This window comes from Microcoleus sp. FACHB-SPT15, assembly GCF_014849525.1.
GTDB classification, from domain to species: domain Bacteria; phylum Cyanobacteriota; class Cyanobacteriia; order Cyanobacteriales; family Coleofasciculaceae; genus Symplocastrum; species Symplocastrum torsivum.
The window spans coordinates 345,953-360,919 of sequence record NZ_JACJNU010000070.1 but is presented as its reverse complement, the minus strand read 5'-3'; the positions used below and the strand labels follow the sequence as shown (position 1 = coordinate 360,919).

Annotated in this window: 12 protein-coding genes; 4 read left to right on the top strand and 8 right to left on the bottom strand. The window is 45.8% G+C overall.

Translation table 11 applies throughout. From position 1 onward, the window contains the following. Positions 1–80 precede the first annotated feature (80 nt). The 6 genes from H6F98_RS31900 to H6F98_RS31875 all read right to left on the bottom strand — a co-directional run bounded on the left by H6F98_RS31900 (position 81) and on the right by H6F98_RS31875 (position 6,686). Positions 81–263, bottom strand: a complete 183-nt coding sequence (locus tag H6F98_RS31900) for a nuclear transport factor 2 family protein (protein WP_192222746.1) — start codon at positions 261–263, stop codon at positions 81–83. Between the two features lie 31 nt (positions 264–294). Beyond that, positions 295–1,158, bottom strand: coding sequence for a DUF6671 family protein (locus H6F98_RS31895; RefSeq protein ID WP_242058786.1), 864 nt, complete (start codon positions 1,156–1,158; stop codon positions 295–297). 86 nt (positions 1,159–1,244) lie between these two features. Then, positions 1,245–2,048 (bottom strand): ABC transporter ATP-binding protein, encoded by an 804-nt coding sequence (locus tag H6F98_RS31890; protein ID WP_199349127.1) that lies wholly within the window; start codon positions 2,046–2,048, stop codon positions 1,245–1,247. A 261-nt stretch (positions 2,049–2,309) separates the two neighbouring features. Next, positions 2,310–4,316, bottom strand: a complete 2,007-nt coding sequence (locus H6F98_RS31885; RefSeq protein ID WP_192222744.1) for a nitrate ABC transporter ATP-binding protein — start codon at positions 4,314–4,316, stop codon at positions 2,310–2,312. Between the two features lie 116 nt (positions 4,317–4,432). Then, complete coding sequence (gene ntrB, locus H6F98_RS31880) at positions 4,433–5,281, bottom strand: nitrate ABC transporter permease (RefSeq protein ID WP_192222743.1); 849 nt, start codon at positions 5,279–5,281, stop codon at positions 4,433–4,435. A gap of 61 nt (positions 5,282–5,342) precedes the next feature. Continuing rightward, a complete protein-coding gene (locus H6F98_RS31875) occupies positions 5,343–6,686 on the bottom strand; it encodes a CmpA/NrtA family ABC transporter substrate-binding protein (RefSeq protein ID WP_192222742.1) in 1,344 nt (447 codons plus the stop codon). A 1,086-nt stretch (positions 6,687–7,772) separates the two neighbouring features. Between H6F98_RS31875 and H6F98_RS31870 the strand changes: the two genes are divergently transcribed. Then, positions 7,773–10,637, top strand: a complete 2,865-nt coding sequence (locus tag H6F98_RS31870) for a tetratricopeptide repeat protein (RefSeq protein ID WP_192222741.1) — start codon at positions 7,773–7,775, stop codon at positions 10,635–10,637. 111 nt (positions 10,638–10,748) lie between these two features. Here the strand turns inward: H6F98_RS31870 and H6F98_RS31865 are convergent, their stop codons facing one another. Next, positions 10,749–11,165, bottom strand: a complete 417-nt coding sequence (locus H6F98_RS31865) for a DUF5367 domain-containing protein (RefSeq protein ID WP_192222740.1) — start codon at positions 11,163–11,165, stop codon at positions 10,749–10,751. An 84-nt stretch (positions 11,166–11,249) separates the two neighbouring features. On the opposite strand from H6F98_RS31865, the gene H6F98_RS31860 reads away from it, so the two are divergent. Continuing rightward, entirely contained in the window at positions 11,250–11,798 is a 549-nt protein-coding gene (locus H6F98_RS31860; RefSeq protein WP_192222739.1) for a TetR/AcrR family transcriptional regulator, read from the top strand. Between the two features lie 279 nt (positions 11,799–12,077). Then, positions 12,078–14,096, top strand: coding sequence for a single-stranded-DNA-specific exonuclease RecJ (recJ, locus tag H6F98_RS31855; RefSeq protein WP_192222738.1), 2,019 nt, complete (start codon positions 12,078–12,080; stop codon positions 14,094–14,096). Positions 14,097–14,243: 147 nt separating this feature from the next. On the opposite strand, the gene psb30 is transcribed toward recJ, so the two are convergent. Beyond that, entirely contained in the window at positions 14,244–14,315 is a 72-nt protein-coding gene (psb30, locus tag H6F98_RS34555; RefSeq protein WP_313929978.1) for a photosystem II reaction center protein Ycf12/Psb30, read from the bottom strand. A gap of 252 nt (positions 14,316–14,567) precedes the next feature. On the opposite strand from psb30, the gene H6F98_RS31845 reads away from it, so the two are divergent. Next, entirely contained in the window at positions 14,568–14,918 is a 351-nt protein-coding gene (locus tag H6F98_RS31845; protein WP_192222736.1) for a YkgJ family cysteine cluster protein, read from the top strand. Positions 14,919–14,967 lie beyond the last annotated feature (49 nt).

Below are 14,967 nucleotides of genomic sequence, written 5' to 3'. Positions count from 1 at the left end.
CGGCGAGACATCTATTCTCAACAAGCCTGTCAATAAGCTGATATCTTTGTGTCGAGCAATGGAGGAGAAACCTTGATTCATCAAGCTTTTAGCTTACTCGTCACCCCTTCAGGCTTGAATCCCTCTCCATCCAATGGTTCAGGCATACCTGCTAGATGAGCAACGAAATTCGGAGCAAGAAGTTCTAAGGCTTGCTCCATTTTGCGATCGTCGAAGGCTTTGTAGAACTGGAGAACGATCACTTTGTTTTGTTCAGCCAGCATACGAGCCTAACCTTTATGACGACAGCTATAACTAAGGATTACAGTACATACATTGAGCTGGGTCGGCTTTCTCTATCCCGTTTGGGAACAAGATTTCTTGGTTAAAACTGCACTTTTTACATTGATAAATTTCCAACAGCGTCATACTGGTAGGCAAGTTGCACCACTCACAAGGTAAGCCTTTTTTCCTCTGGGCTACATCAAAACCCGGACAAGAACATTTCGGACAAATTTGCTTAATTTTTTGGATTAAATCGCGAGTTGCTTTTTCAATATTTTTCATTCGAGTAGGGTTATAAAGCGCTCGCATATCAGTTTCTATCTGTACTTTCCCATTGCGTGATTGAGCTAAAATCAATTCAACCGCTTCAATCAGTTGTTTTTCAGTTATTATTCCTTTAATAATTTCCTGCTTGCCTTCATCTGAAGGCTCCATAACGACTAATCCATGTTCGGGAAAGCCAACCTTTTGGGCAAATTCAAAAACTTCCTCAATGGATTGTATGATTTTATGACTAAAATTTGTGTCAGTTGAAAACTCTTGACCAACAATTTCTAGTTCATTGATTGTGTCGATTAAAACAACAATTTCTCGATTGCAAGAAATATAAGGAAAAGCTGGATGAGGAGCAAAAGTTCCTTCACTGGCAATAGCTAAGGTTTCACCTGTGAGTTCCAAAGCTTTTTGTGCTTTGAGTTTTGCGGCTTGTAGTTGGTCGCCAGTCCGTTTGATTTCTCGCGTGAAAGTCCCGAAGGTGTCAGTATCAAAGTTTTCTGGGACTACTACTTTAATTCCTAATTCCCGTTCGAGGAGAGGGGCAATTACCCTCTCTTTTTGGTGCATGGTGGCGAGTACTCCCACGCGATCGCCAAATAATGAATGCTTTGTCATCATTACCTTGCATCTATGTAGAGACGTTCCACCGGAACGTCTCTACCAAAAGAAATTTTCTGTTTTGATGGTCTAAACCTATTCCTAATTTACTCGTCGTGAGCGAAGCGGTGGAAGAGGTAGTCTAGGGCGTGATTACGCAATCTGTAGTATTCTGGGTCTTCCATAATCAGGGCGCGATCGCGGGGCCGTGGGAAAGGAATGTCCATAATCTCACCGATAGCCGCCGCAGGACCATTGGTCATCATCACTAAGCGGTCGGCTAAAAACAGCGCCTCATCAATATCGTGGGTAATCATTAGAACCGTGCAGCGGTGGTCGTTCCAGATTTTCAGCAGTTCTTCCTGCAACTCTTCCTTGGTGATGGCATCCAAGGCACCGAACGGTTCATCCAAAATCAAGACTTGGGGACGAACCGCCAAAGCCCTGGCGATAGAAACCCGCTGTCTCATCCCGCCGGACATTTGCGGTGGCTTTTTATCAGCCGCCTCCGACAAACCCACCATCGCGAGATGTTCCCGCACGATCGCTCTTTTTTGGGCCTGCGATTTGTTGGGGTGAACGGCGTGAACAGCTATGTAGATATTTTCAAACGCTGTCCGCCAAGGCAGTAGCGCGTAGTTTTGGAACACAACCATGCGGTCTGGTCCCGGCTTGGTGATGGGCTTCCCTTGCACGCGCACTTCTCCGGTGGTAGGAAAGGCGAAACCCGACACCATGTTCAGCAGGGTCGATTTGCCGCAGCCAGAGTGACCGATAACGCAGATAAACTCGCCTTCTTCTACCGTCAGGTTAACGTCTTGGAGTACCGGGTACGGGCCCTTCTTCGTTGGATAGACCTTGGAAACGTTTTCGATTGTTAGGAATGATTCGGGCTTAACTGTAGTTGTCATTGGCTGTCGGGCAGTGGAAGTCTGGCTATTGGTAAAGGCTAGAGGACGGTTAACCATTGGTTTAGTTGTTGGTTATTAGTTGGTGGTTATTGGTTATTGGTTGTTGGTTGTTGGTTGTTAGTAAAGGACAAATATAGCAATCAGCAGTCAGCTTTCAGCGGTCAGCTTTCACTCAATTAGGCTCTAGCGAAGGAACGCAAGCTCCCGTTAATGTCCTAACCTAAGTAGCTACTGCTATAACAAACAACAACAAACTAATGACTAAGCAGCGACCGTAGGACGTGGTAAATCGAGGATCACTTCCGCAATGCTGAAATCGCGTTTAATCTTCAAATTGTTGAGATAACCAATCGGGTCGTCAGCAGTGAACGTGGTGCCATCAAACATCGCGATCGCGCCACTGGTATATTTCACATCCAACAGACCCAGTTCTCGTGCGGCGGTGCTGAACACGCTTACCCGGCACACCCGTTCCATGATTTCCACCCAGTTTCGAGGGAAGGGCGTGTGGCCCCAACGTGCCAACTGAGTCATGTGCCAAAGATGTTCAGTCCGACTGGGACGATTGACGCCATCCCCAAAGAACAGGTGATGGGCAAACTCTCGCATGGGTTGATCGAGACTACAGAATGCTTCGTCGGGGTTGCCGAGGTGGATGTAAGCAATATCTGTATTCACGTACTCCCGCTGGGCAACAATCTGACGCACCTCTAGTTCGTTAGCACGGTCAGTACAATACTGAGATGCCTCTAGCAACGCTTTAACTAAGGCAATGTGAGTGTTGGGATAAGCGTTTGCCCAGTCTTCGCGAACACCAAGCACTTTTCCTGGATGTCCGGGCCAAATTTCCAAGTCTGTGGCAACAGTAAAACCAATCCCTTGCATTGCCGCCCTCGTGTTCCAGGGTTCCCCAACACAGAAACCATCAATGGTTCCCCCTTGCAAATCGACGACCATTTGCGCTGGAGGGATGCTCTGAAGCGACAAATCATGATCGGGATCGATGCCACCACTCGCTAACCAGTAACGCAGCAGCAGATTGTGCATTGAGGAAGGATGCACTAACCCCATCCGGTGCTGGCGTTCCGGGGAGTCGAGCAGCATCTTCTTAAAATCTTCTAGAGTGCGTACCCCTTGGTCGTAAAAGCGTTTATCCAGGGTGATGCCATTGCCGTTGCGAGTCATGGTTAATGCACTGACAACGGGCAAGGGTCGGTTGTCATTTCCGCCTAGGGTAATCCACAGAGGCATCCCCGATGGCATTTGAGCCGCATCTAAATACCCGCCACTGATGCCATCCATAATGCCGCGCCAACTCGTTTCGCGCACGAGGTTGACTTCATCTAAACCGTGTTTCTGGAAGAAGCCTTTTTCTTTGGCAACCGCTAGAGGAGCGCAAGCCGTTAGCGGGACAAAGCCAATGTCCAGGTTGACTTTTTCCAAACCATGACGGGCAACCACGGCTGTTTTTCTCGCCCGAATCTTCTTAATGCGCTTCTGCTGGTTGAGGAAGTAAATCATCTCACTCCGCAAGCTGTAGTAGCTAGGATGTTCCACCACTTCCATCCGCTTGCGAGGTCGGGGAATATCCACTTCCAAAATCTGACCAATTTTAGAACCTGGCCCATTGGTGAGCATGACAATTCGGTCAGACAGCAGCACCGCTTCATCGACATCATGGGTAACCATGATTGCCGTGACTTCGTTTTCTTCGCAGATTTTCATTAACTGCTCTTGGAGGTTGCCTCGTGTGAGAGCATCCAACGCGCCAAACGGTTCATCAAGGAGCAGCAATTTGGGACGGATGGCAAGGGCGCGTGCGATCGCAACCCGCTGTTTCTGTCCACCCGATAGCATCCCAGGCTGTTTGTCTGCATGAGGGCGCAACCCAACCATATCAATGTGTCGCTCTACAACGGCTTTGCGCTCAGCAGCAGGCAAATCCTTCATCACCGAGTCAACAGCTAAGGCAATATTTTGCCGTACTGTCCGCCAAGGCAACAGAGAATAATTCTGGAACACCACCATCTTGTCTGGCCCTGGCTGTTTAACTTTTTGCCCTTCCAGGGTAACTATCCCATCACTTGGCAAATCCAAACCAGCAATCATGTTCAACAGGGTTGACTTACCGCAGCCGGAGTGACCGATGAACGAGATAAACTCTCCTTTTTTAATGTGTAGGTCAATCCCTTTTAAGGCAACGTATTCACCACCACCAGCTAACGAAAAAACTTTATCAACTTGGTCAACAGCAACAAAAATACTCATTAGTCCTTAGTCCTTATCAGTCATTGGTCACATTGGTTATTTGTTCTTGATTATTAGTTATTTGTTGGTGGTCAGAAACAACTAACAACAAATAACTAACAACACATAACTAATCACTACTTCTTTTCCTGTGGAACAATCCTGGACTGCAAGTACCCCATGGCTCGGTCTAGAAGCAAGCCCACTGCACCGATATAGGCAACAGCCAAGATAATTTCACTGACATAGTTTTGTTGATAGGCATCCCAGATGAAGAAACCAATTCCGACAATACCTGACATCACGATTTCTGCTGCAATAATTGCCAACCATGCCAATCCAATCGCGATTTTCAATCCAGTAAAGATGTAGGGGAGAGCAGAGGGAAATAGAATGTTCAAGTAGTATTCCTTGCGTGAAAGCTGTAAAACTTTGGCGACGTTGTTGTAATCGTCGGGGATTTGCTTCACGCCCTCAGTCGTATTGATTAAAATCGGCCAGACTGAGGTAATAAAAATTACGAAAATGGCAGCGGGCTGGTTTTGTTGCAAGGCGACCAGAGCAATCGGAACCCAAGCTAAAGGCGCTACCATTCGCAGGAACTGAAAGACTGGGTCTAAAGCTTTATTAATCAGTGGATTCGTTCCCACAAAAATGCCTGTAGCAATCCCGACAATTGCCGCTAATGAGTAGCCTTGGGCAACCCGACCCAAGCTTGCCATAGTCTGCCAAAACAGACCTTTGTCAATACCGCCTTTATCATAAAAGGGATACAAAAGTAGTTCTCTTGTCCGTTGGTCTGTCCAAACACTGAGTGGCCCTGGCAGTCTTGTCAATCCAGACCAGGAAAATATTTGCCATACAGTTAAGAACCCTAGAACTCCCAATACAGGAGGCAAAATATCCTTAGATTGCTTTTTCCAGAAAGCCTGGATTGCGTTGGTTGAACTAGCTCTTGAATTGCGGTTGATTGTGTTGACAGTCATTTTCCTTTCCTCTATGTTGCTTTTAGTTTTGACGTTTGAACGTGTGAATGCGTGACTTTACTTAGACTCTTTTAATCGCAAGGCTATTGAGGTAAGCCTCTGGATTTTCTGGGTCAAATTCTTTTCCATCAAAAAATCTCTCAACACCTCGTGATGTACTTTGGGGAATCTCAGAATTAAAACCTGCCTCTTTCGCCGCTTCTCGCCATAAGTCTTCGCGGTTGACGCGATCAATAATCTGCTTGGCTTGATCGATATCGTTAATCTTTCCTTTGTGGAAACCCCAGCGCATACTTTCGGTTAAAAACCATAAATCGTGGCTCTTATAGGGGTAGGACACACTACCGATATCGTCTTTCCAATACATTGGCCCCATCTTGAAGTCACCAATGTCTGCTTTGCCATCACCCATCGCATACTTACCGGTATAGGGGGGCTGGAGAATCCTGATAGGCACGTTGAAAAAGTTTCGCTGGGAGACAATTTGAACCAACTCCTCTCGGTTCTTAGCTGTATCGCACCACTGCTGCGCTTCCATTAATGCTTTTAAGACGGCTTTGGTTGCTTTGGGATTCTTGTCTACCCAGTCAGCTCTGATGCTTAAATATTCCTCTGGGTGGAATCTCCAGATTTGACCAGAAACTGCTGCCATGTGACCAATATCATCGGCAACGATACGATAGGGCCAGGGGTCACCTGTACTGAAGGCATCCATCGAACCGTTCCGCATCCCTTGCACCGTTTCAGCAGATGGCACTGCCAACAGGTCGATATCATTATCTGGATCAACACCACCTGCGGCGAACCAATAGCGAATCCAGAGGTCTTGGTTCACTTGGGGAAAGGTGTGTGCGGCTTTAAATTTCCTACCGTTGGCTTGTTGAAACCCTTTGATGTAGTCGGCAGCACCGGAAATGTCTAAACCCAGTCCTTTGCCTTTGTGCATACGAGCGATCGCAATTCCATTCCCCTGCGTATTCAACTGGGCTAAAACATACATGGGAATTTTTCGCCCGTTGGTGATTATGCCTTCACTAATTAGATGAGGCATCGGCATCTGCCACTGACCACCATCAATACCACCATTTGCTGAACCAATCGTCACATTGTCCCGTGCTGATGCCCAGCTTGCTTGCTTTGCCAACTTAACGTCGGTCATGCCGTACTTTGCAAAGAAGCCTTTTTCTTGAGCAATCACCAGCGCTGCCGCCTCGACAATGGGGATATACCCAAGCTTGACTGTTGACGTTTCCGGTACCTGTTCTGGACTCAGTTCAATGGCTTCTGCTTTCGGCGATAGTGCAGCAGGAGAAGGTGGGTTTCCCAAACAGCCTTTAAGGAATACAGAACTCGCCGCCGTTGCACCAGCCGTTAATAAAAATCTCCGTCGCGAAAAATTACTCATAAAATCTCCTTGCAGCTAATCCTATGTTCTGTAGGGCTACTAACAAATGGTTATGTTCTTGGAAGTTGAAAGTCTTAACTAAACTCTTTTAAAGTTGGTCGCTATTATTAATCAACCTTCAGGTTTATAGAAAATAGCGGTTATCCTCTTGACAATTTCGCTAACATTAGAGTTGCTTAAATCAGGATTTAATTAGAGCCTAGTCTTTGGTGCAGAGTTGCTCTCATGCGCCATTAGGAGCGGAGCGCTCAACCTTGAAGATTGACTTACTTCGTTCGCGATGACGTTTTGTTTATTGATTTGCAACTTGAAATTAGCTTACCACCCCTAACGATTGAATTTCGCTTATGGACTAGTCAAAGTTAAATTAAATATTAAATGGTATCAATAAGTATTCTTTTAGTGTCTTAGTTTTCAAGGCTTTGAGCCACAATCTATTGGCAACTATCTATAGGAACCATTGAACGCAACGATGATTAGTTGTTTTTGTTATCTTTAACTCATCAAACTATGAATAAAAAATGAAAACAGTCATCTTATTAAAGTCATTTCAATTCCGTTTAAGCAGCCATCTTATTAAAGTCATTTCAATTCCGTCTAAGGAGTCGGCATAAAACCTTTGTAGGAGCAGTTCGCTGTGCGATCGCCTGTTTCTCAAGAAAGTCCGATCCTCCTAAATCCCCTTTTTAAGGAGGATTTCAACTGGGCTAGCGTTCACCCCTTGTTAATGGGGCTAGAGGCATCGAGTCAGGATAAAGGCTTGAGTCCTTAAGATGTGCTTGTGCAACAACATCTGAAGTGTGCTTATCGCACGGCTGAATCACATCGTCTTGAAAATGCCAAGGTTAGAATCTGGGGGAGAATGCGATCACGTTTATCCTTCCATTACGCATCAGCAGATTTACATTTCCCGCCCCCATACTGACTTTGCTGAGGTTCCCCTGCGAGGCTAGAAGAAAAGAATGGATGCATCGAGAGTAAGACGCACCTTCTGAGAAGCCAAGGCTAGGATCTATATAATTATGCGCTTCCTTCTAAAAGCTATCCTTCGGGAACGCTCCGCAAACGCTAACGCATTTTCTTCAAATGACGAATCAAATTCCTTTGTATATCTCCCGCAAGCCAGCACAGGACTTCCGAGCTAGATTTGCCAAAGCGTTGGAGCAGCCAGAATCACAGCCATTGCTGTTTAACGTTTATGGTTTTGGGGGAGTTGGCAAAACTACCCTCACGAAGAAACTGAAAGAAACGCACCAGCAGCAAGCTGACTTTGCAGGGGTTTCCTTTGGTATCACACCAGATATCGAAACGCCTATAAAGCTAATGAAAAAGCTTTATGAGGAACTGCCAAAACCCACCAATCTTTTGAAACGGGATGTATTAGATCTTCGACCATCAGATTTTGTCTCAAAACCTGACCCGTTTACATCCCTTTATGACCAGTATCAGCAAACCGTCTACAAGCTGAAAACTCAACCCGTTAAAGGAAAATCAGTTGACGCACAGCAACAGACGACGGTCAAGGATTGGTTTGAACTGGGAGGAATCACACTCTTAGCGGTAGGCACGAGCTTTGTAGAGCCAGCGACAGCATCGACTCTAGCCTTTGATGGCATGGTGAAAGCTGGGGGAATGATATCAGATGCATCGCAGCCGCTTAACCAGACGAAGGAGCGTGTGCAACAACTGCTGCAAGAGCATCCAGCCACCAAGAATGACACCGAGCTTCAGGCGCTGATGCTCGAACCTATCCCTAAATTGACTCAGGCGTTTGCTCAAGGTTTGATTCAGCGGACTCAAAAACAAAAGCGTCCAGTGGTGCTGGTTTTAGATACTTATGAAAAGGTGCCGCCAGAGATTGACACTTGGCTGTGGCAATACCTGTTGCAGGATACAGCGCTCAAGTCCTATTCTGTCCGCCTTTTGACAGCAGGACGGCGTTCTTTACAAGAGAAAGAAAGCTGGCGGAAATTACAGCAAGATCGGGATTTAATCTACGAACGGCGATTAGAGGAATTTGATAAAAAGCAGACGGAGGAATATCTCAAAAACATTGGTATTACCAAAGCTGGAGAAATTCAGAAAATCTTTAAAGCAACCAAAGGCTTACCCTACTATCTTGACTGGATTAGACGCGAGAAAGAAAAAGGTAAATCTCCTGACTTCTCTCAGGGCAATCAAGAAATTGTCAAGCTGCTATTGCAAGGACTCAATCCAAAGCAAAAACAGATCGTGCAACTAGCGGCTTGTTGTCGTTGGTTTGATCGGTCGTTGATTCAGCACTTGATGAAACGGCAAGGAATAGATTTTCAGACGGGTGCTGATGCAACTCTCGACTGCTTTGATTGGTTAACAAATCGAGATTTTGTTGAGTTTGTTCAGGGTTGCCATCGGCTGGATGATGTAGCACGGGATGTCTTTCGGTTGTCACTGTTACTAGAGGACAAGAATCAATTTAGAAAAACCCATGAACTGCTAGCCAGTTATTTTGAGCAACAGGCAGACGAAGAGGTTTCGGCTGAGAGTCCTGCCCCTGCAAAATATGAGAATTCTGATTGGTGTCAATACAGGGCTGAATCTCTCTACCATGCTCTTTATGCTAGGAGAGATGAGGGTCAGCGGCAGTTCCTCTCCCATTTGTTTGCCTCTCGCTATCTCAACCAAATTGATGTAGTAATGCTCCCTTTTGCAGCCGTTGCCGCAGAAGCAACAGTAGAGAATTACCGCCTCTTACCCAGTGAGACAGAGAAGTTTCTGGAGAGCATCGAACTGGTCTTTCCGTTTGGTTGGGTAATGTTAGCAACCAATCCAGATAAATCTGAAATTAACTACGAGAATGGAACTGGTCCTTCTCAGGAAGAGATAGAGGCAGCATTACGACCTTGTTTGAGCCAAGTTGACTTGTTAGAAGATGGGCTGGGTAAATATGTAGGGCTGTTGTACAAATCCCTACGCTGTCGCACTCTTGCTGAGCAGACTAACTTACTACTAAGAGCTAAGGAGGAAACTGAACAGATTGCCACTTCTACTCACCCAGAATTTAGCAGCAGTCTCTTTTTTAATGTGGGTAATGGACTGTATCAACTAGGTCGTTATGAAGATGTGATCGCTTCTCTCGACAAAGCCCTTGAATTCAAACCCGACTACCCTGATGCCTGGTACAACCGAGGTGTTGCCCTGTGGAAATTAGAACGATTTGAAGAAGCGATCACCTCTTACGACAAAGCCCTTGAATTCAAACCTGACTACCCTGATGCCTGGAACAACCGAGGTGCTGCCTTGGGGAACTTGGAACGATTTGAAGAAGCGATCACCTCTTACGACAAAGCCCTAGTATTCACACCTGACTACCCTGATGTCTGGTACAACCGAGGTGTTGCTCTGAATGACTTGGAACGATTTGAAGAAGTGATCGCCTCCTGCGACAAAGCCATAGAATTCAAACCCGACTACCATGCAGCCTGGAACAGCCGAGGTGTTGCTCTGTATATCTTGGGACGATTAGAAGAAGCGATCGCTAGCTACGACAAAGCTTTGGAGATTAAGCCAGACGATCCCACCCCTTGGAGCAATCGAGGACTAGCGCTGAGTCGCTTAGGTCGTTATGATGAGGCACTGGCTAATCACGCCGAAGCTCTGAAACTCCAACCAGAATACCCCCTATGGTGGGCTAATCAAGGCATTGTGCTAGCTCGTTCAGGGCGCTATGAAGAAGCACTAGTGAGTTGTGACAAAGCGCTAGAACTGCAACCTGATGATGAGAGTGGTTATTACAGCAAGGCTTGCTGTTATGCCTTGCAAGGTGATGTCGATCTAGCAATTGAAAACCTGCAACAAGCAATTAATCTGAATCCTTCTCGATGTCGGAGGGAAGCAAAAAATAACCCGGATTTTGACAGCATTCGGGGAGATGAGCGGTTTCAGGCGTTGCTGCAAGAGCAAACCAATTAATTTAGATCCCCGACTTCTTGAAGAAGTCGGGGATCTGGGCAGCAATTTAAGTGCTAATAGGTTTAACCTAGATATCGATAAACCCGCCCCTACAAAATGTGACGGCACTAGTCACGATTTAGTGATTTGCGATGCAAGCCGCAAATTGGCTTTTGTGGACATCAACCAAGCAAAGCCAATTAATGACGAATAGCCCCCAAATAAAAAGGCTGCATACCGCCCTGCTGTTTCGGGTTGCATATTGCTCATTAACTCGGAAAAGCCAGCAAGAATCGGAATTTCACCCAGCATCCCAGGCAAAGCCATACAAATTGCACCCTGCAACCAATCTTTCTGCTCAATGCGCCGCCACTTCATCAGCCCCAAAGACACAGCAGAATACAAAATACCTGTAACAATCACGTTGAGCCAATATGCAGTAGAAGAACCTTCAAAGAAGTACGAACCAGCCATGCGATAAACGAAAGTTCCTACTACCCAGATGACAAAGCCGAGTAAGACGAAGCCAATTCTGTCTTTTGTGTTCATGGTGATTTCCCTATTGAACGGTGTTAACGTAATAGCCGTTACGTTAATCATTAATGTAATAGCTGTTACGTTAACTGTCAATCCATGAGCCGACCCACTGAGCCTCAGAAAAAGGAAGAGCTTTTAGAACGATGTCTAGCTGTTGCCATCGAAGTAGGAGCCTTAGACACTAGTATCAACGCGATCGCTAAGAGAATAGGGACAAGTGGACGAATGCTCGTTTACCACTTTGGCTCTAAACAGGAATTAGAGCGACAAATCATCGGTCTTTTGGAGACTCGCTTGCGCGAAAAATTATGGTCGTTTCAAGGCGTGTCACTTGAAGGGGCAGATTGTCTGTCACAACCCCTGCTTGAAATGTGGAGGCATTTGACTTCACAAGAGATGCACGGCTTGCTGAAACTGACGATGGAACTAAATCAACGTGCCATACAAGGCGACTCAGAAACACAACGTTTCTTAGAGCAAGAGAGTCAAAAATGGGTAGATTCTCTATTTAATCTCACAAATGACAAAACTACTGCTTTGTCGCTATTTCACTTATTTCAGGGTGCAATCTTGGACTTTTTGACGACAGGAAACGCACAACGCGGACAACAAACCATTCAGGCTTTTACGGAAACTCTGCGATAGCTTCAACTTACAGAACGATCACACAATTGGCATAAATACCAAACATCAGTAGGCGTTGGGACTTCCAAATAAAAAAATGTCCAGGTACTTTTTGTGGAGTGGGCATCTTGCCCGCCCTGATTTAATGGGCAGGCGAGTAGAGATAGTTATCGGTAAAGTGAATAGCTGTAGAGACAATACAGGCAATGTCGGTTCTCTAAAATATTGCAAGCAAAAGAAAGCTACTCTAGAGTGCTGTAGACTATTGCGTAGCTCTCTCATCACTCTCCTCAACTAAGCGTGCAAGACAGACGTAACTCTGAACCCTCTAGACGCCATCAACATTTGCCTAATCAACGGTGGCAGATTGCGTCCCCAAAAGCCGAAAAAGCAACTCAACTAGCTTCGTCAACAGGACTTTTACCGCTACTGGGTCAGGTGCTACTTAACCGGGGAATTGAGACACCAGAACAGGCACAGGTGTACTTATCTCCAGAATCTCAGGCGATGCCTTCACCGATAGATGAATTTCCTGACCTGGTAATCAGTGTGGAAATGCTCAAAGAAGCGATCGCTAATGACGAAAAAATCGCGATTTGTGGTGACTATGATGCGGATGGCATGACTAGTACCGCGTTGTTACTTAGGGCACTACGCTGGTTAGGTGCAGATGTAGACTACGCGATTCCTAGCCGCATGAAAGATGGCTACGGCATCAATACCCGAATTGTTGAGGAATTCGCCTCGGAAGGTGTGGCGTTAATTTTGACAGTCGATAACGGGATTTCTGCTCATGACGCGATCGCAAGAGCGTTAGAACTAGGCATGATGGTAATCGTAACTGACCACCACGACCTCCCACCGGAACTGCCAGAAGCGGATGCCATTCTCAATCCAAAACTGATTCCTGAATTCTCACCTTATCGAGGTCTTGCTGGAGTTGGTGTTGCTTATATTTTGGCAGTGTCTCTCGCGCAAGAACTGGGTAAACTTTCGGGATTGACAAGTCAACTCTTAGAACTTTTTACACTAGGAACGATTGCCGATTTAGCTCCCTTGAATGGGATTAACCGCCGTTGGTTAAAGCGAGGCTTAAAGCTACTACCTCACTCTGAACTTGCAGGTGTTCAAGCCTTAATTCAGATGGCTGGGGTGAGTGAAGACCAAAAAGCCTTGAAGCCAGAGGACATCGGCTTTAAGCTAGGCCCAAGAATTAATGCGATCGGTCGTTTATCCGACCCTCAGATTGTCATTGAACTGCTAACAACAACTGAACCCGGAATCGCTTTAGAACGTGCGATGCAGTGTGAGCAAATCAACCAAAAGCGTCAGCAACTGTGTGAGCAAATTGAACAAGAAGCGATCGCATTTATTGAAGCCAGTCAGCTAGACTTGCAACAACAGCGTGTCTTAGTGATTGTTCAACCCAATTGGCATCATGGCGTTATTGGTATCGTCGCCTCCCGACTCGTAGAACGCTACGGTGTTCCTGTATTTATCGGCACCTACGAAGCGGAAGATGCCAATCACATCCGGGGTTCAGCACGAGGAATTCCTGAATTTAATGTCTTTGAAGCACTACAGTTCTGCAAGGATTACTTAGGAAAATTTGGCGGACACCAAGCTGCTGGTGGTTTCTCCTTACCCACCGATAACTTAGACGTGTTTCGGCAATCTCTTAGTGAATTTGCTAAAACGTGCCTACAATCCGAACACCTCAAACCGCTAGTTGAGATTGACGTACAGGCTGATTTTAGTCAAATTACTTCCAACCTCTACCGACAAATTGACGCGCTGCACCCCTGCGGTATTGGTAACCCTGACCCAGTTTTCTGGACACCGAATGTTAAAGTAGTCGATCAAAAAATTGTTGGTAAGGGACACCTCAAACTCACCCTCAGCCAAGACAACCAACCAACCAAAATTACAGCAGTTGCTTGGCGCTGGGGCGAATACTTCCCCCTCCCGTCACGAGTGGATATTGCCTACAAACTCAAAGAAAATACCTGGAACGGTAACACAAACATTGAGTTGGAGTTAGTTGGCATTCGCTTACCCACCTCTGTCTTGACTCCCACTGTTCCACCCAAGAAAGCAGAGTTCTATCACAATGAGCGTCACTACACCTGTAGCCTATATGAGTCTTTAAGTGAGTTAAGAATTAGAAATGCTGAAGGGAAGGTTCTAGCGATTCAGAAAGGACAACGAATCGGACTTTTAGGCGCTAGGCGAGAAGACGCGAAAGAGGTTGATGTTACAAAACCTCACTACTATCAGTTGATTAAAGCCGCTACTCACGCTTTAGCAGTGAGCGAATAATTTGAGAATTTAGCTATCAGCAATCAGCTTTCAGTAAAAAAAACTAGCTAGCTGCTACGACGAACACCTTCTAAAGATGCGCTCAAGGTTAACGGATGCTGACGACTTTGATTTAAAAGCTGAAAGCTGATAGCTAAATGCTTCTCTCTAAAGATCGCCTTTGAGAGCAGCCAACGCAAAAATGACGATTGGACCCGAAAGTACGACAGCCGCTAGCATGGTCAACTGTGCAATGACTTCCCAGTTGACGTTGTTTAAAAAGCTTAAATCCATTTATCCTCCCAATTGACCCAACGAATTTGATGGCGAAACTAAAAAATTCTTGTTTAGATCTTATCCGGTAGTTTTCTCAGTCTTTTAATTAAGTTCACAAAACTATATAAAACGCAACAAAATCCGATGCAGCATCTGCCACAGGTGAAAACTCGCTAAGCTTGAAGGGCATTAAATTTGTAGCTCCTGTTTAAAGTAATGGCAACTTGGCTTTGTGTAAAGCAATGTGGTGCGTGCTGTCATCTTGACCCAACTGAGCGTCCAGATTTAGAGGAGTATCTTTCTCCAGAGGAGTTAGCGCTTTATCTGAGTCTGGTGGGTGAAGGGGGATGGTGTGTGAATTTTGATCATTCAACCCGTGAATGCCGCATTTATGACAAGCGTCCTCGCTTCTGTCGTGTAGAAGGAGATGCTTTTCAAGAGATGTTTGGTGTGGAACCAGCAGAGTTAAATGACTTTGCAATTGATTGCTGCCGTCAGCAGATTGAGGGGGTTTATGGCGATCGCTCTTTAGAGATGATCAGATTTGATCAGCAAGTCGGTATTTGATTGGAAAGAGGGTAGAAAATTCTCTGCTTATAGTTCCGATAAGCAACAT

What these genes read in the sequence shown, in the direction of transcription:
- H6F98_RS31900 (WP_192222746.1), bottom strand. Translation starts at nt 263, where the DNA reads ATGCTGGCTGAACAAAACAAAGTGATCGTTCTCCAGTTCTACAAAGCC.
- H6F98_RS31895 (WP_242058786.1), bottom strand. Translation starts at nt 1,158, where the DNA reads ATGATGACAAAGCATTCATTATTTGGCGATCGCGTGGGAGTACTCGCC.
- H6F98_RS31890 (WP_199349127.1), bottom strand. Translation starts at nt 2,048, where the DNA reads ATGACAACTACAGTTAAGCCCGAATCATTCCTAACAATCGAAAACGTT.
- H6F98_RS31885 (WP_192222744.1), bottom strand. Translation starts at nt 4,316, where the DNA reads ATGAGTATTTTTGTTGCTGTTGACCAAGTTGATAAAGTTTTTTCGTTA.
- ntrB (WP_192222743.1), bottom strand. Translation starts at nt 5,281, where the DNA reads ATGACTGTCAACACAATCAACCGCAATTCAAGAGCTAGTTCAACCAAC.
- H6F98_RS31875 (WP_192222742.1), bottom strand. Translation starts at nt 6,686, where the DNA reads ATGAGTAATTTTTCGCGACGGAGATTTTTATTAACGGCTGGTGCAACG.
- H6F98_RS31870 (WP_192222741.1), top strand. Translation starts at nt 7,773, where the DNA reads ATGACGAATCAAATTCCTTTGTATATCTCCCGCAAGCCAGCACAGGAC.
- H6F98_RS31865 (WP_192222740.1), bottom strand. Translation starts at nt 11,165, where the DNA reads ATGAACACAAAAGACAGAATTGGCTTCGTCTTACTCGGCTTTGTCATC.
- H6F98_RS31860 (WP_192222739.1), top strand. Translation starts at nt 11,250, where the DNA reads ATGAGCCGACCCACTGAGCCTCAGAAAAAGGAAGAGCTTTTAGAACGA.
- H6F98_RS31845 (WP_192222736.1), top strand. Translation starts at nt 14,568, where the DNA reads ATGGCAACTTGGCTTTGTGTAAAGCAATGTGGTGCGTGCTGTCATCTT.